At 51.9% G+C, this 17568-nt stretch carries 21 protein-coding genes; 11 read left to right on the forward strand and 10 right to left on the reverse strand.

All coding sequences use genetic code 11. The annotated features are described in order from the left end of the window. The first annotated feature begins 431 nt into the window (after positions 1-431). From IPP75_01665 to IPP75_01685, 5 genes are all read left to right on the forward strand, one after another. The gene (locus tag IPP75_01665; GenBank protein ID QQS69828.1) at positions 432-656 is read left to right on the forward strand and encodes a helix-turn-helix transcriptional regulator; all 225 of its coding nucleotides are present in this window, start codon (positions 432-434) and stop codon (positions 654-656) included. Then, on the forward strand, positions 643-1008 hold the full coding sequence (locus IPP75_01670) for a hypothetical protein (GenBank protein QQS69829.1): 366 nt from the start codon (positions 643-645) through the stop codon (positions 1006-1008). Before IPP75_01665 ends, IPP75_01670 begins: the two co-directional genes overlap by 14 nt. 83 nt (positions 1009-1091) lie before the next feature. Next, positions 1092-1634, forward strand: coding sequence for a thioredoxin family protein (locus IPP75_01675; protein QQS69830.1), 543 nt, complete (start codon positions 1092-1094; stop codon positions 1632-1634). 12 nt (positions 1635-1646) lie between these two features. Further along, complete coding sequence (locus IPP75_01680) at positions 1647-3362, forward strand: cytochrome c biogenesis protein DipZ (protein QQS69831.1); 1716 nt, start codon at positions 1647-1649, stop codon at positions 3360-3362. A 61-nt stretch (positions 3363-3423) separates the two neighbouring features. Beyond that, positions 3424-3678 (forward strand): YdeI/OmpD-associated family protein, encoded by a 255-nt coding sequence (locus IPP75_01685; GenBank protein QQS69832.1) that lies wholly within the window; start codon positions 3424-3426, stop codon positions 3676-3678. Between the two features lie 76 nt (positions 3679-3754). Here IPP75_01685 and IPP75_01690 read toward each other — a convergent pair whose 3' ends face one another. Continuing rightward, on the reverse strand, positions 3755-4966 hold the full coding sequence (locus IPP75_01690; protein ID QQS70145.1) for a transposase family protein: 1212 nt from the start codon (positions 4964-4966) through the stop codon (positions 3755-3757). Positions 4967-5061: 95 nt separating this feature from the next. Here IPP75_01690 and IPP75_01695 point away from each other — a divergent pair, with 95 nt between their 5' ends. From IPP75_01695 to IPP75_01715, 5 genes are all read left to right on the forward strand, one after another. Then, on the forward strand, positions 5062-5319 hold the full coding sequence (locus tag IPP75_01695) for a helix-turn-helix domain-containing protein (GenBank protein ID QQS69833.1): 258 nt from the start codon (positions 5062-5064) through the stop codon (positions 5317-5319). A gap of 5 nt (positions 5320-5324) precedes the next feature. Next, positions 5325-6200, forward strand: coding sequence for an IS3 family transposase (locus IPP75_01700; GenBank protein QQS70146.1), 876 nt, complete (start codon positions 5325-5327; stop codon positions 6198-6200). Positions 6201-6489: 289 nt separating this feature from the next. Then, positions 6490-7686, forward strand: a complete 1197-nt coding sequence (locus tag IPP75_01705) for a DEAD/DEAH box helicase (GenBank protein QQS69834.1) — start codon at positions 6490-6492, stop codon at positions 7684-7686. A gap of 2 nt (positions 7687-7688) precedes the next feature. Then, complete coding sequence (locus tag IPP75_01710; GenBank protein ID QQS69835.1) at positions 7689-7937, forward strand: hypothetical protein; 249 nt, start codon at positions 7689-7691, stop codon at positions 7935-7937. A gap of 53 nt (positions 7938-7990) precedes the next feature. Beyond that, on the forward strand, positions 7991-8797 hold the full coding sequence (locus IPP75_01715; GenBank protein ID QQS69836.1) for an aminotransferase class IV: 807 nt from the start codon (positions 7991-7993) through the stop codon (positions 8795-8797). On the opposite strand, the gene IPP75_01720 is transcribed toward IPP75_01715, so the two are convergent. Genes IPP75_01720 through IPP75_01745 form a run of 6 tightly spaced genes read right to left on the reverse strand, consistent with a single transcriptional unit; the run spans position 8794 to position 13125 of the window. Next, positions 8794-10086 carry an adenylosuccinate synthase gene (locus IPP75_01720; GenBank protein ID QQS69837.1) on the reverse strand — a complete coding sequence of 431 codons (1293 nt, stop codon included), beginning with the start codon at positions 10084-10086 and terminating at the stop codon, positions 8794-8796. The genes IPP75_01715 and IPP75_01720 overlap by 4 nt on opposite strands. Positions 10087-10135: 49 nt before the next feature. After that, positions 10136-10531, reverse strand: coding sequence for a DUF3052 domain-containing protein (locus IPP75_01725; protein QQS69838.1), 396 nt, complete (start codon positions 10529-10531; stop codon positions 10136-10138). Beyond that, positions 10528-10902: a DUF1801 domain-containing protein gene (locus IPP75_01730; protein QQS69839.1), complete on the reverse strand. Its 375-nt coding sequence runs from the start codon at positions 10900-10902 to the stop codon at positions 10528-10530. Before IPP75_01730 ends, IPP75_01725 begins: the two co-directional genes overlap by 4 nt. Beyond that, entirely contained in the window at positions 10899-11321 is a 423-nt protein-coding gene (locus IPP75_01735; GenBank protein QQS69840.1) for a DUF1801 domain-containing protein, read from the reverse strand. Before IPP75_01735 ends, IPP75_01730 begins: the two co-directional genes overlap by 4 nt. A gap of 26 nt (positions 11322-11347) precedes the next feature. Continuing rightward, on the reverse strand, positions 11348-12157 hold the full coding sequence (locus IPP75_01740) for an ABC transporter permease (GenBank protein ID QQS69841.1): 810 nt from the start codon (positions 12155-12157) through the stop codon (positions 11348-11350). A gap of 2 nt (positions 12158-12159) precedes the next feature. Next, complete coding sequence (locus IPP75_01745; GenBank protein ID QQS69842.1) at positions 12160-13125, reverse strand: ATP-binding cassette domain-containing protein; 966 nt, start codon at positions 13123-13125, stop codon at positions 12160-12162. A 509-nt stretch (positions 13126-13634) separates the two neighbouring features. Between IPP75_01745 and IPP75_01750 the strand changes: the two genes are divergently transcribed. After that, positions 13635-14483, forward strand: a complete 849-nt coding sequence (locus tag IPP75_01750) for a zinc metalloprotease HtpX (GenBank protein ID QQS69843.1) — start codon at positions 13635-13637, stop codon at positions 14481-14483. A gap of 453 nt (positions 14484-14936) precedes the next feature. On the opposite strand, the gene IPP75_01755 is transcribed toward IPP75_01750, so the two are convergent. Genes IPP75_01755 through pyrF form a run of 3 tightly spaced genes read right to left on the reverse strand, consistent with a single transcriptional unit; the run spans position 14937 to position 17507 of the window. Then, on the reverse strand, positions 14937-16019 hold the full coding sequence (locus IPP75_01755; protein QQS69844.1) for a diguanylate cyclase: 1083 nt from the start codon (positions 16017-16019) through the stop codon (positions 14937-14939). Then, on the reverse strand, positions 16019-16726 hold the full coding sequence (locus IPP75_01760; protein ID QQS69845.1) for a hypothetical protein: 708 nt from the start codon (positions 16724-16726) through the stop codon (positions 16019-16021). Before IPP75_01760 ends, IPP75_01755 begins: the two co-directional genes overlap by 1 nt. Continuing rightward, complete coding sequence (pyrF, locus tag IPP75_01765; protein QQS70147.1) at positions 16695-17507, reverse strand: orotidine-5'-phosphate decarboxylase; 813 nt, start codon at positions 17505-17507, stop codon at positions 16695-16697. Before pyrF ends, IPP75_01760 begins: the two co-directional genes overlap by 32 nt. Positions 17508-17568: the final 61 nt, after the last annotated feature.

The raw sequence follows: 17568 nt of genomic DNA on the forward strand, positions 1-17568 counted from the left end.
TATGAAACCTGAGTCACGAAACTTTTGTCCTTGTCATTCTGAGTGAAGTCGAGGAATCTCCTTGTCCTACTTGTAGCTATACGGTGAAAGGAAGATCTTTCGACCTGACCCACGTGCACTTTTTGGGTGTCATCTTGAGCGAAGTCGAAAGATCTCATCGTATTTACATCTAACGGGATCCCTCCACGGAGTTTACCCCGTACTTGATACGGGGGTCGGGATGACAATGGAATAAAAAGTGCACATGGGTCAGTCTTTCGACTTCGCTTTGTTTCACTCAAAGCCTGCCCTCGACCCGATCGGGGGATGACATTGTATGATGTTTTTTTGTTTCGTGATTCAGCTATATGAACCGCTAGGTGACACTGCATTATATTCACGCTCTATAGTTGCAAACCCCGTGTTACAATATGTATAGTTAACCATACATTATGTTTATACGAGATAGAAATCATACCGTCGTAAATCGGGTACGCGAAGTGCGCACCGGGCTAAAGATGACCCAAGACGAGCTAGCAGAGCGGGTGGAGGCAACCCGACAAACAATCATATCCATTGAAAAAGGAAATTATGTGCCGAGCGTACTGCTTGCGCTACGGATTGCGAGTATACTAGAGAAAAACGTTGAGGAGCTCTTTCGCTATGAAAAAATATAAACCAGTACTCGACATTGTCCTACTAGTGAGCCTCACGGCCGTATCACTGCTTGCCGTCGCCCCTAAGACCTTTGTGATGCCTTCCAGTTTACAAATGCTAATACTCGCCTGCGCCTTTGGGCTTATAGCGGCATTTCTTGTCCTACTGTGGCGTGAACAACCGAGCGATGAACGGGAAATGCAAAACCAGGCTCTAGCGAGCCGCCTGGCGTACGTCGTCGGCTCGGTGGTGCTTATTGGCGCTTTGTTTATCCAAAGTCTGCGCCACCAACTCGACTCTGCTATACCGCTTGCCTTACTGGCCATGATTGCCACAAAGGTCATAGTGCAACGGCACAAAGATCAAGAATAATATGTAAAGTCGACTTGACATTCTCAATATAGCTCAATACACTGGTGTATAGCTCATAAACGTAAGCGAGGGTACATAGCAATATGAATAAAAAAGCACTTATTAGCATCGTTATCATAGGGCTCATACTTATCGGGGGCGGAGTATTCGCCTACACAAACAACCAAAATAATGAAAAAGAAGAAAAGATGGCTATGCAGAAGAAATCCGACGAAGCAGCCATGGAAAAAAAGCAGTCAGACGCAGCCATGGAACAGGACGCTATGACCAAAACCGAAGACTCCACGATGAAGGATGATGCTATGGCGAAACACGGCAGTTACATTACACTCGCCGACTACACGAAAGACCCGAACGCCTACGTAGACAGCAAGAAAGTATATTTTTTCCACGCGAGCTGGTGCCCTATTTGTCAGGGTATAGACAAGGAAATCAAAGCCGACATGACAAAACTTCCCACTGGAGTCACACTCATTAAAACCGACTTCGACAGCTCAACAGAACTGCGCAAAAAATACGGCGTCACCACGCAGTACACGTTCGTTCAGGTCGATGCCAACGGCAACGAAACAGCCCAGTGGTCGGCAACCTCACTTTCTGATGCGCTCGCTGGTATAAGGGCGTAGGCAAACGTACCAATGCTCGTTACTATTGTCCTTTCCTACCTAGCCGGACTACTCACCGTACTTGCTCCGTGCGTGCTGCCCATGCTCCCCATTATCCTGGGCGGCAGTCTTGCGGGTGAGAAAAAAGACCGGTGGCGACCGTACATCATCACCGCCAGCCTGGTCGTGTCGCTCATAGTATTTACCATTTTACTGAAAGCCTCGACGGCACTAATTGGTATAGACCCGCGTGTATGGTCTATAGGCTCGGGATTGCTGGTTGTAACGCTTGGAATTTTCATGCTATTTCCAATGCTTTGGGCGCAGATGATAGGTCGGCTCGGAATTGAGCACCGCACGCAGGGCCTATTGGGTAAAGCGTACCAGAGCGGAAACGGTACTCTTTCAGCCGTACTCATTGGTGCCGCACTCGGACCGGTCTTTAGCAGCTGCAGCCCAACCTACGCATGGGTCATCGCAACCGTACTGCCCGAAAGTACTCTGCGCGGCGTTTTTTATCTCGGCGTATATTGCCTTGGTGTTGCATCGTCGCTGCTGGCAATTGCGCTTTTGGGCCGCCGTCTGTTGCAAAAAATCAAGTGGGCAACCAACCCCGGCGGTTGGTTCCAGCGGGCTATTGCCGTACTTTTTATTCTCGTTGGCATATTTGTCGCGACTGGCTGGGATAAAAAAATCCAAACCTACCTGGTCGACAAAGACATTTTGAACCTCATTCAGCTTGAACAAAAACTAGTCCCTAAAGACTCCTCCACAACGGCGCCTGCTTCCACCACATCTGGCAGCAAAAAGCGGTTTAATGTTACGCCCTACAGCGCACCAGAATTTAAAAATATATCTACATGGCTAAACACAGCGCCACTGACCGTAGAAAGCTTGAAAGGGAAGGTTGTTCTCATAGACTTCTGGACATATTCGTGCATAAACTGCCAGCGAACACAGCCGTACCTGAATGCATGGTATAGCAAGTACAAAGATGCCGGGTTTGAAATAATCGGCGTGCATGCGCCCGAATTTGCGTTCGAAAAAGTGCCCGAAAACGTCAAACGCGCCATAGCAGACGAAAGCATTTTATATCCGGTAGCACTCGACAACGACTTTGCGACTTGGCGGGCGTATCGTAACCAATACTGGCCCGCAAAATACCTCGTGGACAAGGACGGCCAAGTACGCTACACCCACTTCGGCGAAGGCGCCTACGACGAAACCGAAAGAACCATTCAGGCGCTATTGAAAGAATCCGGTAACGCCGTTACTGCTCCGCTCGAAGCCGCACAAAAAGGAAGCAGCGTTAGACGCGGGCAAACCCCCGAGACATACCTTGGCTACGACCGCGCAGCCCGTTTTATGAACGCCGACCAATTTGTGGCCGACAAGCCCGTTACCTATACAACCGCTCAGAATCTTGAAAGGGATAGCTGGTCGATCGGTGGCCGCTGGCAAATGGGCGACGAATCGAGCCAAAGCCTCGCGCAAGGCGCAACGCTCACACTGAAGTTCTCTGCCCGCCAAGTCTACCTCGTCATGAGTGGTCCGCCCGGTGCCCGTATCGATGTAACGGTCACTGGCCAACCTGCACCAGGGAGCAAAGAAAGCAAGAACAGTTCCGTTACCCTCGACGGTCCACGTTTGTACACCCTGGCCAGCCTAGACCAGTTTATGACCGACCAAACGCTCAAACTGACGTTCCCAGCAGGTGTTACCATAAACGCCTTCACGTTCGGCAGCTAGAACTCGGTAGCGAGGAAAATGCAGTGCTTGATTCATCGGTCATATAGGCTACACTAGAAACATGAAAGATGTCTCGTTGGCAGACGGTGTTGTACACAAACTTCCCGACGATTTGCGGGCAGCCATACTAGCTGACTCCAAGATGCTCAACATGTGGCATAGCATCACGCCGCTCGCCAGAAACGAGTGGATTTGCTGGGTCGCAGATGCCAAAAAGCCCGAAACCCGCGCTCGGCGCATAGAGGTAGGTCGCTCCAAAATGCAGTCCGGCATGCGCCGCCCCTGCTGCTGGGCCGGCTGCACCCATAGAAAGTAATGCCGGGTTGGTAGTATGTTGTCGAAATAGTATATTCCAATCCAAGAATGAGCCTGAAGCTACCAGAAACAAACAGCTAGCGTTTTGTATATAGTGTCTTCAACAACTGGTCTTTTGCTTTGTTCATGGCTATCGCCCAAGCTGTATCACTTTCAGCATACGCCACTTCGTCTAGTTTCTCAAAACTGCTGCCTGTCTTCAGGTATTGTTTGGCGTCTGGCAATGACTTCAGCTTCTCGTACGGTACCATGTACCCATTGACTGGGTAGCGATGTGTCCTCTTGCCCGTCTTTGAGTCAACGCTCGTTATGCGGTAACCGCAGGGTCGGTGGAAGTTCAGGTAGGGCACAAACCACGTACAGTACCAGCTGTTAATATCCGGAGCATATTCCCTGGGTATATGCGCATAGCCTAGGGCTTTTCGGATAATGCTACCATTCTTGGTTTCAACCAATCCATTGTCTCCGCTTTGGTAGGCTCGAGACTTACTGAGCTTGATGAGCATTGCTTTCAGGAGGGCAGCAACTTGTTTGTTGATGTACTCCGAGCCATTGTCGGCGTGGAATTCTACAATGACAAATGGGAACAGCACCAAAGCTGCTTCGAGGGCTGGCAGCATGTAACGCTCAGTGATTCTCTCGACCGCGACCACCACCTCCCACTGGGTAACTTCATCAACCAGATTGATGTGGTACACACCCTTTTCTTTGTCCTTATCTCCCTGGTGGACAGTATCTATACGGATGAAGCCAGGTTGACCGTTCGGGCGTGGTTTGCGGCGCTCGCCAATAGCTATTGTTGTTGCTTGCGTTTTGGTGAACGTATGGCTTTGGTTACGGTATGTTACGGTGCCACGTAGATTGTATATGTGGCTGACGGAGATTGCGCTAAGTCGTTCGTAGCGTGCATCGCCAAATGTCACAAAGGCTCGTTGGGCTAGAACTTTTGCCGCTTTGCCACTGAGCCGATCATGGGCATCATCCAGCTCTGCTAGCAGCCCAATGTCTTCACGCGTGTAGCGCAGTGCAAACTGGTTTCTCATGTTCACTGGCTCCAGCGCAATACAGCCAGTCCGCAGGTACTGTCCAATAAGCCGAGTCACCTGGGCACGGCTGTACCCCGTGACGGCTATGGCGTATTCTCGAACGACGCCTTTGTCTTTTTTGCCCAAGTGCTGGTAGTCAAGACGAACGACCAGTTGCTGTAACCAGGCATAAGCCTCTTGCTTATGTACGATTGTAAGGTCAAGTGACTGAGTGCCTGAGACAAACTGTCTGAGTTCTTCAATAGTTGGTAGCGTGTGTTGTCACCCTCCCCATATACTGAACACACCGTCTAGCTAGCAGGCGGTACAATATATCTAATCTGAAGGGAGTTTTTCGTATGCCTGTTGGCAAACATATTGAGCAACATATAAAAGATGAAATCATCCTCAAAATACGAGATGGTGGTCTCAAGGTCAGTGAAGCTGCTGACCAGTACGGGGTTAGTAGCAAGACCATCTACGGTTGGCTAAGAGCTGGTGTTGTAGACGGCAACCGTAACCTCATCCTCGAAAACAATCGACTCAAGCGTGAGCTTGAGCAGGCCTACCGAGTGCTTGGTAGGCTGACCGCCGAAAGTCAGCGCCCAAAAGGTTAGCTGCCCTGGACGAGGTCGACCCAGGGTGGCGCAAGCAATACAGCAAGCTCCTGGGCCTTGGCCGGACAAGCTACTATGTTCGTCCAGCGAAACAAGCAGAAACCGACCGACAGGCTATTGCGCGGCTACAGGCAGCCCACGAACTCCACCCATTCTACGGCGTCGACCGGTTAGCACTGCACCTTGGCTGGAACAAAAAGAAAACCAGACGTATCCGTACGCTTGCGGGTGTTATCATACCGACACCAACTAAGAAGCGTCGGAGCGGTTGGTCTGCAGCAGCAGAGATTAGCGCACCGCCTAACGCTCTACAGTGCTACGCTCGTCTTAAAGACGAGCTGCGGCCACAGGACGGTCAAAGCTATGCCGACATGGTCAATGCTCATGCGTGGGCGCAGGACTTTACATACCTGTGGTTCGAGAAGCGCTGGCACTATCTGGCGGTGGTGCTCGACCTGAAAACCAGGCAAGTGGTTGGTTGGCGGCTCGGTACACGACATACCAGCGAGCTGACCCACGAGGCACTACTCGATGCACTCAGCAAGCATCCAGCGCCAGCAATCCTCCACTCTGATCAAGGTTCTGAATACTTGAGCTACAGGCACCAAGACCTCTGCAACAAAATGGAAATCCAACTTAGTGCGAGCACCAAAGCCAGCCCCTGGCAGAATGGTTTCATGGAGCGATGGTTTGGTGGCTTCAAGCGCGAAGTCTGCAACCTGACACAATACAAAAACTTAGCGGCACTCCACGAAGCCATTGCCCTGCACATCTACTATTACAACCATAAGCGTATCCACAGCGCATTAAAGATGAGCCCGGCAGCTTACGCTGCCAGTCTCAACAAGAGAGACAGGGTGTTCGCTAAAAGGGGAGGTTGACAGTGTTGCTGCATAGTAATAGTCATCCTCCCATGCTATGCCAGCTGTCGATATTTCAGGCTCATAGTATTTTAGAACCTGATAGGCGGTTCAGGCTCATTTTGCGTTGGATAAGAGTGAAATTTGCGATTTGATTCTATTTATGCTAAGATGTAAGGGAATTGTTATTTGATGCGTTAAGGTACGTCCCGCGCAGCACCAAGAGTCCAGAAGTGGTTTCGTAGTTATTACTCTCAGGATTCATAGCAATCTGTTTGTATTAACCAAGCTACAAAAAGGACTTATTTTTATGCCCACATCAACAAGACGTGGCTTTGCTTACAAAAGCAGCCGTTCGCCGTACAGCAAACCAAAACCGCAGCGCAAACCGCGCGGCCGCGGTCAGTATATTAACCCAGAGCGTTTTGTTCGCGTCGCGACACCTAAAGACAGCGAGTCGTACGAGACAAAGCACAAATTTTCTGACTTTGCGCTCGACAAACGATTGCAGCAAAACATAGCTCGCAAAGGCTACGACACCCCAACGCCTATTCAAGACCAAACCATCGCGCTTGGACTGGCTGGGAAAGACGTCATCGGCATCGCGGGAACCGGTACCGGCAAAACAGCCGCATTTGCGCTACCCATTTTGCACCAAATACTAAACGACCACACGAGCCGCGCCCTCATTGTTGCCCCAACAAGGGAACTTGCCCAGCAAATCGCAACCGAGTGCCGAGGCATGGCGCAGGGCAGCAATATTATGAGCGCGCTCCTCCTTGGCGGTATGTCCTACGGTCCTCAGCTTCGTGACCTGCGCTCTCGACCGCGACTTGTCATAGGTACACCGGGCCGGATAAAGGACCACCTCGACCGCGGCACGCTCCAGCTTGGTCAGTTCAACCTGGTTGTATTCGACGAAGTTGACCGAATGCTCGACATGGGTTTTGTAAACGACGTCCGTTTACTCCTCGAGCATGTGGCTCCAAAACGCCAGTCGTTTTATTTCTCTGCAACCATGGATACCCGCGTCGACGGACTCATTCGAACATTCTCACCACACGCAGAACTTGTCACCGTAAAAACAAATGACACCAGTGAGAACGTGCATCAAGACGTTGTTCGTTTTAGCGGCAAGACAGACAAAGAAAACAAACTCCACGACACCCTCATTCACCCAGACACAGAAAAAGCCATTATATTTGAGGCGACCCAGCGCGGAGTAGAACGGCTGGAAAACGAGCTTCGTCTGCGCGGCTTCAATGTTGCCAGCATCCATGGCGGCAAAAGCCAGGCCAAGCGCGCCCATGCCCTCGCCAGCTTTAAAAAAGGCGATGTAACTATTCTGGTCGCCACCGACGTTGCAGCGCGTGGTCTCGACGTTACCGACATAACCCATGTCATTAACTACACCCAGCCACAGACATACGACGATTACATTCACCGTATTGGGCGTTCTGGCCGAGCAGGGCGTATTGGCTATGCATTAACGTTTGTAGAGCAATAATCATGCCGTCTTCCACAAAAAGCGCCGCCTTCTTCGCCAGCGAAGAAGGACAGGCATTTATACAGTCTCTGAAAGAAATGACGGCCGACGCTCGCTACATTACCAACCCAGGCTACAGCCCAAACGGCGAACTCTACCCGAGCCATGTCATTCCGTTTGTGGAAAAGCATATTGAATACCTACGCACGCACCCCACTACCGACCCACAGCACTACCTCTCAAACCTTCGTCTCATTACCCGCATCCGATAAGTAAATACTGGCGACATATAGCGTTCGTACCAGAACCACGGTACCATAGTGCTATGAGTTTTTCGTTTTTTTCGCGGGGCGGCGTTGTATTGCCCGTAGAGCAGGCGACAGTGCCGCTTGCGAGCATCGAGTATTCCTACGGCTACGGCGTGTACGAAACCATCCGCGTTTCGCACGGCATAGCACGTTTTGTAGATGAGCATTGCCGCCGGCTAGAACTATCTGCAGACGCAATTGGGCTCGAACACCACTACCAACCAAGTGAAATTGAGCGGTATATAACAGATATCATCGCTGCAAATGAAGTGGAAACGTGTAACATCAAACTACTGCTCATTGGGGGCAAAACAGCGGCCGATGCCGAGCTATACATACTCTGCCTGGCGCCGTATTTTGTTGAGCGCAAACTCTACAAAACTGGCTGTCACTGCGTTACCTATGAGTACGAGCGCATGTACCCTCACGCCAAAACGCTCAATATGCTGCCGAGTTATTTGGCGTACCGCGGCGCCCAATCACAGGGCGCACATGACGCGCTGCTTATAAACCGCCGCGGCGAAATTACCGAAGGTACGCGCAGCAACTTCTTTACACTGAAGGGCAGTACCATTTACTCACCGCCCGAGGAAGATATTTTGCTGGGCGTCACGCGCGACCATGTGCTCGCGCTTGCGAAAGAACAGGGCTTTGACATTGTTCACCAGCCCATACCTCTCGACACACTCAGCAGCTACGACGCCGCGTTCCTCACCAGCACCAGCGCGAAAATCCTTCCAATCCAGTCAATCGCGGGGAAAACATTCGAATCTGTACCAGCAGCACTTCGTAGTCTAATGAACACATTTAACGCATTGTATTAACGGATGATGACCTGGTCGCGGCGGGGGCCAACGCCTATGTAGGTAACGGGGAGGCCGGTCCATGTTTCGAGTGCGGTTATATAGTCTTGAGCGGCCTGCGGCAAATCCGCGAAGGAACGCACCTCTGTTATATCTTCGCCCCAGGAGGAAAGCTCTTCGTACACCGGCTCGCACTTTTCGAGCGCCCAGGCAGAATCTGGCGCCATGGTCAGTGTTTCACCGCGGTATGTGTACGAGATACACACTTTGATTGTTTTGCCGTAGCGAGGCACCCAGTCGAGCTTAGTAATGGCGAGTTCGGTTGTGCCGTTGACCATATTCGCGCGGCGTATGCCGGTAATGTCTAAGTAGCCCAGCCGGCGGACGCGTCCGGTCGTGGTGCCTTTTTCGGCATCTATAGTCGACATGTCGCCGTGGAGAACGCTCAGAAGTTTTTCATCATGAATTTCCGTTACAAACGGCCCGCCGCCCACGTGTGACTGCACCGCTTTAACAATACCTATTGAACGCTCGAGGGTCGTCGGGGCAATCCCGAGCCCAGGCGCCACACCACCTGCTGTAGTAGAGGAGGACGTGACGTACGGGTACATGCCATGGTCTATGTCCAGTAAAAATGCCTGTGCCCCTTCGGCAAGCAGCGTTGCGCCGCCAACTAGCCTCTCGTTTACGTACAACGATGTGTCGGTTACAAACGGCTGGAGTTTTTGGAGCGCTAGCGCGTACGATTTCACTTCATTTTCTATGTCAACAGATGCTAGACCATGCTCTTTTCGTGCCGGCCCCACAGACTCAAGCCCTTCGCGCACAACCTGTAGGAGCGACTCATGGCTCCCGAGCAGGCGCTCTGCGCGTACACCAGCACGCTGCGCCTTGGCGGCGTACGTGTCAGCTATACCGGCCTTGGTAGAGCCCTGCGCACCACGGCCGAGCTCGCGGATTTCCTCGAGCTGCTTATAATGCGGCAGCACCAGGTGAGCGCTGGCGCTCACCTTTAAGTTTTCCGGCGTAACCTGTATGCCAAGTTTTTCGATGTCACGTAACTCATCGGCAAAGCGTACAGGGTCAACAATGGTGCCATTGCCTATAACGTTCACGGCCTTCGGGTGAGCAATGCCGGAGGGCACAATGTGCAGGGCGAGTTCCCGGCCGTCCGGCAGTACCACGGTGTGGCCAGCATTACTGCCGCCATTGAACCGCGCTACAATGTCACATTCCTCTGCGAGCATATCCACAACACGGCCTTTGCCTTCGTCGCCGCGTTGCTGCCCAAATACACCGATGATTTTCACCTGTATATGGTACGCGTACGGCTTCTAACAGTCAAGTAAACGGGAAAGGTTAGCGGTCTTTTGTACGGTAGACAAATTTCAGCCCCGACCACTCGGCATCAATTGCTGCGACCTTGACGTCGACTAATCCAATAGAAAGCCCGTAGGCTCGTACAATATTGCTACTCAGCACCGCTGTGGGGTTCGCTGTTTGTTTTGGCCATGAAATCCATAACATACCGTTCTTTGCGAGCTTGGAGGTAGCGTAGTCGGCTGAGCGTTGGAGCTCGTCGGGTGTTTTTACAAAAATATGAATGAAATCGTATGAGCTGGGAGCGTTCAGTGTGATATCATCACGTACTTCTGTAAAGTAGGGGGCAATACTGTCCACGTACGATATCTTGCCAGGGACATAGCCGAGTTTTTGTAGCAGCGGTGTGCCGCTATACCCTGCGGGAGCACTCATGCTCGGCTCCTCGTTTTTTGGTGCTCCGAAGCAGAACGATTCACTTCCGCTATGCGGTACGTCACCACACGTCGAATAAGCTCTTCTGGCAGGGGCTGATTGTGCGGGAATTGCACGGAACCTTTGCCCTGTACATAGGGAGCAAACTCGGTTTTAAATGCCTCATGGCCGTTGGGAGTTGCATAGAAGCCAATGTGAGTATCGTAGCCAGCAAAATACACGAGCGGTTTGTTATGCAGCTTGTACGCTGGCATAGCGTACGCCACCGACTCAACGGCGTCTGGTGCTGCAGCGCGAATAATACTGCGTATGGTACAGAGCCGCCGAAGAGTTTCGCCGCTGAAGTTGCTGAGGTATTCGTCGATGCTCATGTAGTAGTAGTGTGGTGATAGGCATTTGTAATCATCTGCCGCAGCGTTGCCTCGTCCACCGCATGCAAGTTCTTTATGTACAAGCAACCTTTGCCTCGTTCGTGTGGGCCAAGGCTACCAAGCAGTTCGCTGTTCACTTCATTTTCCTCGTAGTGCACAAGCCCATAGAGTACGAGTGCTGGTTTGCGCGGTGAAAAACCAATTTTGAGCATGTCGCCCTCGCGGCCAGATGCATACGTGTAATGATAGCTGCCAAACCCAATCATGCTCGGCCCCCACATCACTGGCTCCTCGCCTGTTATGTCGCGCATGATTGCTAGTAGTTTGCGTGCTTCACCCTGCCGAGGTTCCGCCACGCCAGCAATAAACGCATCGACGCTGACATCGGTCGGTTTGGTCTTGTTTTCGCTTTTTGCCATATGGTACCTCCTGTATGTACGCTATTTTATGACGTTGTTTTACGACGAAAAAGCTGGGCAGCGACTGGCACGGCAATGACAAGCAGCAGCACGCACCAGGCAGCCGCCTTCCACAGGTACCCGCCAACCGGGTTACCAAGTATGAGTGCCCGAATCGCTTCAACCACCTGAGTGATTGGTTGATTTTCGGCAAATAGTTTCAAATACTTTCCCATGCCGTCGGTTGGGGTAAACGCACTCGAAGCAAAGGTGAGCGGAAAAATAATGACAAATGTCAGCCACTGTACCGCCTCAACGCTTTTTGCAAGCACCCCAATAATGGCCGACAGCCAGGAAAACGTGAGCGTAAAGAGAAGCAGTAAACCAAGTATCTGAAACCATTCAAACACACTGGCTTGCGGCCGAAACCCAATTACAAAACCCGCCACCAGCATAACCAGCGTGGAAATGCCGTTTCGCAAAATATCTGATATGACATGGCCATTCAACACCGCCAAGTTAGACATGGGAAGGCTACGAAACCTGTCGACAATACCTTTTTTGAGGTCATTCGTAACCGCAATAGCAGTGGTCGTCGAGCCAAACGCCACCGTCTGCACAACAATGCCCGCCATGAGAAAGTTTATGTAGCTCACACCGCTCGGCAAGGCCTTTTCTATAGAGCCACCAAACACCGATGCAAACAGCACCAGAAACATAATTGGCTGAAAAAACGCGCCCAGCAGCTGGTCGGTATTGCGCAGTATGTGACGGCTACTGCGCCGTATCATAATGAGCGAATCGCTTACCATAGAACCTATTTTTGATTTTGAGGTAAAGACAAGTTCAACCGCCATACTTACACATCTTCCTTTCCGGCCCCCGTTGGTTTTTTGGTAACCGCCAAAAAAACGTCATCCAGCGTCGGCTTATGAATATCAAGCGAAGCTACCGTAATCTTGTGCCGCTGAAGGAGCTCGAGAACAGTTTTGACCTCAGTGGGGTGCTCGATAGGCAAGGCTACCTGCAGTGTTTCGGGGTGAGCAACACCACCATGCGTTTCAAGCACACGGGCCGCGTCCTGCACCTGTTTGTTTTGCGCAAACGTCAGTACCAGCCGGTCTTTACCAACCTTACTCTTTAACTCCGCCGCTGTCCCTTCGGCCACCACCTTGCCACCGTCTATGAGTACAATCTGGTCAGCCAGTTGGTCAGCCTCCTCAAGATACTGCGTCGTGAGCAAGATAGTCGTACCCTGGCTCATAAGACGTTTAATAATATCCCACATGACCAGTCGCGAGCGAGGGTCAAGCCCGGTTGTTGGTTCGTCCAAAAAGATGACGGGGGGCGTCGCAATCAGACTCACGGCCAAGTCAAGCCGGCGGCGCATACCGCCCGAGTACGTTTTGCTAGGGCGGTCTGCTGCGTCCACCAGGTCAAACTCCTCCAGGAGTTCTTGGGCCCGAGCCTTGGCACTTGGGGTCGTCAGGCGGTACAGCTGGCCCATCATAACCAAGTTTTCACGACCGGTCAGCAGTTCGTCTACTGCGGCTGACTGGCCAGTCAGCCCAATAACAGAGCGGACCGCTTCGGCATCGTCGCGCACATCGTGTCCTTCCACTGTTACCGACCCGCTATCAGGCAGTAACAGCGTACTCAAAATACGAACCGTTGTCGTCTTGCCCGCGCCATTCGGGCCAAGCAGTGCGAGCATGGTCCCGCGTTCGACCACGAAACTAACGCCGCGCAGGACTTCGTTGCTACCATACGACTTACGCAGGCTCTGAACGACTATAGCCGGTTTACGAGTAGAGCTCACACTCATACGCGACTACCGTCTGTTGTGTCCCTTTTAAACATACCTTACATCTCCATTCTAACTTATTAAATCATGTCCTGTGGCACTGTCACGGTATCGCTGCAAGCGCAGCGTCAGATTTACGACACAAACAGAGACGGTGTTCTAGTAATACCTATAATGATTTTTGCTGCACTCACTATTTCTTTTGCCTTTTTAAGTATACCGAATTGAGCAAAAAAAACTGTAATGTATCAAACAGTTCGAGCCCAGACACGCATTTCGCACTTTGAGCTCATGTGCATTTTCTCCTTGAAGCACGGAAGGAGCCGTACTGAGGTACGGCGAGTGAGTACTGGAAAGGAAAAATGTGCAGGAGTCAAAGAAGCCAGCGGTGCAAGCAGCTTTGCTGGTTGGCTGGCTGGCTGGTGCGAAATGCGTGCCAGATTGTGGTCTAGACCACAGTTTATTCACTCCCATTCGCTATACTATAGGTTGGTACCGTGGCAACAGCACGGCACGACTAAGGAGGATTGATGAAAAGTTTTGCAAAAACAACACTGCTACTGGGCGCCCTGACAGGTCTGTTTCTTGCCGTGGGTTACATGCTCGGCGGGCGGAGCGGGGCAATTATTGCGTTGCTGCTCGCTACCATCATGAACTTTGGCATGTACTGGTTTAGCGGCAGCATGGTCCTAAAAATGCAGCGCGCCGTGCCGCTTGACGTCAAAGCGTACCCGCACATAGAAAAAGCCGTACGAGAACTGGCTAAAAAAGATGGCCTGCCCATGCCAAAACTTTACTTCGTAGATTCACCCATTCCAAACGCCTTTGCCACTGGTCGCAGCCCCAAACATGCCGTTGTAGCGGTAAACAGGGGGATTACCGAAATCCTGAACGAACGTGAGCTTCGCGCCGTTATTGCCCACGAACTCGGCCACGTTAAGAACTACGATATGCTGGTTTCTACCATAGCCGCAGCCGTTGGCGGCGCCATATCCATCTTGGCGGAAATGGCGTTTTGGGGCGGTTCTCTTTTTGGCGGAAATGACGAAGAAGGCAACAACTGGGTTGGCGGCATAGCTATGCTTATTCTTGCGCCGTTTGCCGCCATGCTCATACAAATGGCCGTGTCACGTAGCCGCGAGTTTGGTGCTGATGAGCACGGCGCACACTTGATAGGCCAGGGCGGCGACCTTGCCAGCGCCCTAAAGAAGCTCGAAGATTTCAAGCCAAACATGGCAGGCTTACAGCCACGCCCGAACGACCAAGCGACCGCACACCTCATGTTTACCAACATGTTTAGTATGCAGGGACTGTCCAGCCTGTTTTCCACCCACCCAAGTACTGCCGCCCGGGTTGAACGGCTCCAGCGAATGAGATAAGACTCAACGTTCAGCAATCAACTACCGAGTTATCAACAAACAACTTACAACGAATTGCGAAACACAGGTTAACGACAAACGAATGCGGCCGTAAGGCCGCTACATACCATCATCGCGCAAGCGATGTAACTAGTGGTGGCCATGCGGAAGCACCTGGCCAGACTGTTGTCGGCTTCTACAACTTCCGACAGGCAACGAGACTTGTTTGACGAACAGTTAGTATGCCGGTGGCATACTAACTGAGAGGAGTTGTCGAGTTGGTTGTAGAAACGAAAAACATGTCTGCCAAGACGCTGGAGCTCTGGCCTGGTTTTGGTTCCAAGGCCTTTTGACAGCAAAAGGCCTTGGTCGGCTGGAAGTCCGAGAACTGCCATGTGAAGCAAGGTTTAGTGATACTGTGAAGTTCGGTAAATACGCTAACGCCTGAGAAAGCGCATGGATCCTGAAACAAGTTCAGGATGACGGGGTGGAGTATACGGTCTTGACGTCCTGCGAGAGGTGTTCGTTCCACATAGGAGCGGTCACGGCCTGCACTACGTCTGCACCGGCTGCACGATACTCGGCAAAGTCAGCCGGCGTCATGACGCCGCCCACACCAATAATTTCGTAGCCGTAGCCTTCTTTTTTGCGGAGCGCATCCAGCCGTCGTACCATATCCAGCCCCGCCCAACGTATGCCCGCACCGCACACGCCGCTTCGTAGCCGACCCGGCCCAGGTAACGCTTGCTCGCCGTTTTCATCCACAATGGTTCCTTGTAACGTGTTGATAGCACTAATGGCAGCGACATACTCATTGACATCCCGGATGATTTCCTCAAGGGTAATTTGCTGATCCCGGGTGAAATAGCCAATTTTTATGACGAGCGGAGTATCACCCAACACTGCTTTGGTACGCTTACATATTTCAACGACCGCATCGTGGCTGTAGCAGATAACACCCTCGCTTGCGACATTCGGACACGATAGGTTTATTTCGACCACTTTTGCACCCGCTTGTTTGGCGAGGCCTGCGGCCGTGGCAAAGTCATCATAATATTCATTTGCCCCATAGCCCTCACGGATTGTCCCCACCACGCTCATTATGAGCAGCTGCCCGTCGCCCACACCCGCGAGCGCAGCAGGCAGGTCTGCTGTCCAGACGCTCGGGTCTGGCGACGGCACGCCAAATGAGTTAGTGATGTTTAAGGCAGTCGGGGTGGGCGGATAGTCGGGAAGCACGACCAGCGGTTGTTTGAGCTTTTCGAGCGTCAAATCACCATCTACCGCAATCGGTAGAACGTTCGGGAAAGGATTGCACGGAAACTCGTGTGCTCGCTGGGTTTTATACACCACTACATCGTAGCCCAGGCGAAAAGCCGCGCTTGTATGCCGAGAGGTCGGCAGGGAACCAGCCGCTATGCCAAATGGGAAGTTTATAGGAAAGCCGAGAAACGTATAGGCCGGTTCAACACTTGAGTCGCGGTAATCTTTGGCATCAACATCAAAGGGCCCCTCCGCTACGTTCTCTGCATATGTTTTGGTTGGGTCGTATAGCATTACTCTACGCTCAATAATTTTACATACCCGCCGGCATAATCGGGGTGGTCAGCCTGAAAATCATCGCCATGACCTATATCGGTCACTATCGGCTCGCTTTTTGCGCACAGCCCATTTGCAGCGCATTCTTCCGCCGTCCAAACTTCGTATTCAACACTGGTCAGTTTCACAAACTTTGGCACATCCAGTTCATCTGCTGTCGCCCCTTTATTCGCTGCAACACAACCAACCCCCACAACTATGCCACCAGCTTCACGTACCGTTTTTATCATAGCCTTAACAGAAGCCATTTGGTTTACCATGTCCTCCAGTATGAGTACACGTTTGCTTGCGACCGCTTTGGCGAAACCTTCACGTTCGAATACAAATTCTCGTTGAGACGCACCCGAAACTTTATCTGCCCACACACCTAATATGTCTTTTGTGGTGCCTTCCATAAGATGTTGTGCTCCCCAGTGCGCAAATGGAATTGCGCCCACAGCGGGCGATGCAACAACCTCCACGTTTTCATCCGAAAAATGGCTCACCAGCACCTTCATTAGTTCGCCCACCTCGCGCACATGGGGCATAAGTGGGTCTATGTTGCAGTAACCGGCTAGGTGTTTCGTACTCACACCTACGAAATGACCCGTGTAAATACAGCCCATTTGCTTCAAAATATCTTCTGGCTTCACTTCATTTGCCCTTTCTGTAGGAGTTAATTTCACTTCGGAGTGCATCTGCTTTGCTGCGGGCGGCCTCGGCAAAGTCGCTGCCGGAGGATACAAATAGTATCTCGCGCGAGCTGGAAATAATGAGCCCGTCGCCGTGGCTATTCTGCGCGGCCGCCATGGTAGCTTCCACGCTGCCGCCCTGCGCGCCCACACCCGGCACCAAGAACCAAACATCATCGCCCACAATCGCACGAACGCGCGCAGCTTCTTCGGGGTAGGTTGCACCGACCACCAGCATGCAATTTTGCTGCCCATTCCAGTCGTTTGCCACCATCTTCGCAACGTGCTCGTACAGCTTGTGACCATCGATTAGCCGGTCCTGGAACTCACCCGAGCCGGGATTTGAAGTGCGGCAAAGAATAATTGCACCCTTATGACCACGCGCCAGAAACGGCTCGAGTGCTTCACCCCCAAGATACGGGTGCAGGGTAATCGCATCTGCCCCCAAATATTCGTAGGCAAACTGCACATACCCGGCGTTGGTATTGCCTATGTCGGCCCGCTTGGCGTCGAGTATGATAAGCACATTGGGCGCCACCGAACGAATGTAGCCGCACGTGTCTTTCAGTACCTGAATGCCTTCGGCACCCCGCGCTTCATAAAACGCCGTGTTTGGTTTGTAGGCGCACACCAGGTCATGCGTGGCATCGACTATGGCCTTATTGAACGCCAGCTGGTCAAGACCAGCAGGCAGCTTCGTAACCTCACTATCAAGCCCAATACATACTAGAGAACCGTTTGCCGTAGCCTGTCCTAATCGCTCCTGAAAATTCACGTCCGAGCCCTCCATTTGCTGCTATCAGTCTAGCGGAAAACCTTTCTCTTGACCAGACAGC

Source organism: Candidatus Saccharibacteria bacterium, from assembly GCA_016700375.1.
Taxonomy (GTDB): Bacteria; Patescibacteriota; Saccharimonadia; order Saccharimonadales; family UBA4665; genus JAGXIT01.

Coding starts and splice junctions, on each gene's coding strand:
- IPP75_01665 (QQS69828.1), top strand. CDS start 432: ATGTTTATACGAGATAGAAATCATACCGTCGTAAATCGGGTACGCGAA.
- IPP75_01670 (QQS69829.1), top strand. CDS start 643: ATGAAAAAATATAAACCAGTACTCGACATTGTCCTACTAGTGAGCCTC.
- IPP75_01675 (QQS69830.1), top strand. CDS start 1,092: ATGAATAAAAAAGCACTTATTAGCATCGTTATCATAGGGCTCATACTT.
- IPP75_01680 (QQS69831.1), top strand. CDS start 1,647: ATGCTCGTTACTATTGTCCTTTCCTACCTAGCCGGACTACTCACCGTA.
- IPP75_01685 (QQS69832.1), top strand. CDS start 3,424: ATGAAAGATGTCTCGTTGGCAGACGGTGTTGTACACAAACTTCCCGAC.
- IPP75_01695 (QQS69833.1), top strand. CDS start 5,062: ATGCCTGTTGGCAAACATATTGAGCAACATATAAAAGATGAAATCATC.
- IPP75_01705 (QQS69834.1), top strand. CDS start 6,490: ATGCCCACATCAACAAGACGTGGCTTTGCTTACAAAAGCAGCCGTTCG.
- IPP75_01710 (QQS69835.1), top strand. CDS start 7,689: ATGCCGTCTTCCACAAAAAGCGCCGCCTTCTTCGCCAGCGAAGAAGGA.
- IPP75_01715 (QQS69836.1), top strand. CDS start 7,991: ATGAGTTTTTCGTTTTTTTCGCGGGGCGGCGTTGTATTGCCCGTAGAG.
- IPP75_01725 (QQS69838.1), bottom strand. CDS start 10,531: ATGAGTGCTCCCGCAGGGTATAGCGGCACACCGCTGCTACAAAAACTC.
- IPP75_01730 (QQS69839.1), bottom strand. CDS start 10,902: ATGAGCATCGACGAATACCTCAGCAACTTCAGCGGCGAAACTCTTCGG.
- IPP75_01735 (QQS69840.1), bottom strand. CDS start 11,321: ATGGCAAAAAGCGAAAACAAGACCAAACCGACCGATGTCAGCGTCGAT.
- IPP75_01740 (QQS69841.1), bottom strand. CDS start 12,157: ATGGCGGTTGAACTTGTCTTTACCTCAAAATCAAAAATAGGTTCTATG.
- IPP75_01745 (QQS69842.1), bottom strand. CDS start 13,125: ATGAGTGTGAGCTCTACTCGTAAACCGGCTATAGTCGTTCAGAGCCTG.
- IPP75_01750 (QQS69843.1), top strand. CDS start 13,635: ATGAAAAGTTTTGCAAAAACAACACTGCTACTGGGCGCCCTGACAGGT.
- IPP75_01755 (QQS69844.1), bottom strand. CDS start 16,019: ATGCTATACGACCCAACCAAAACATATGCAGAGAACGTAGCGGAGGGG.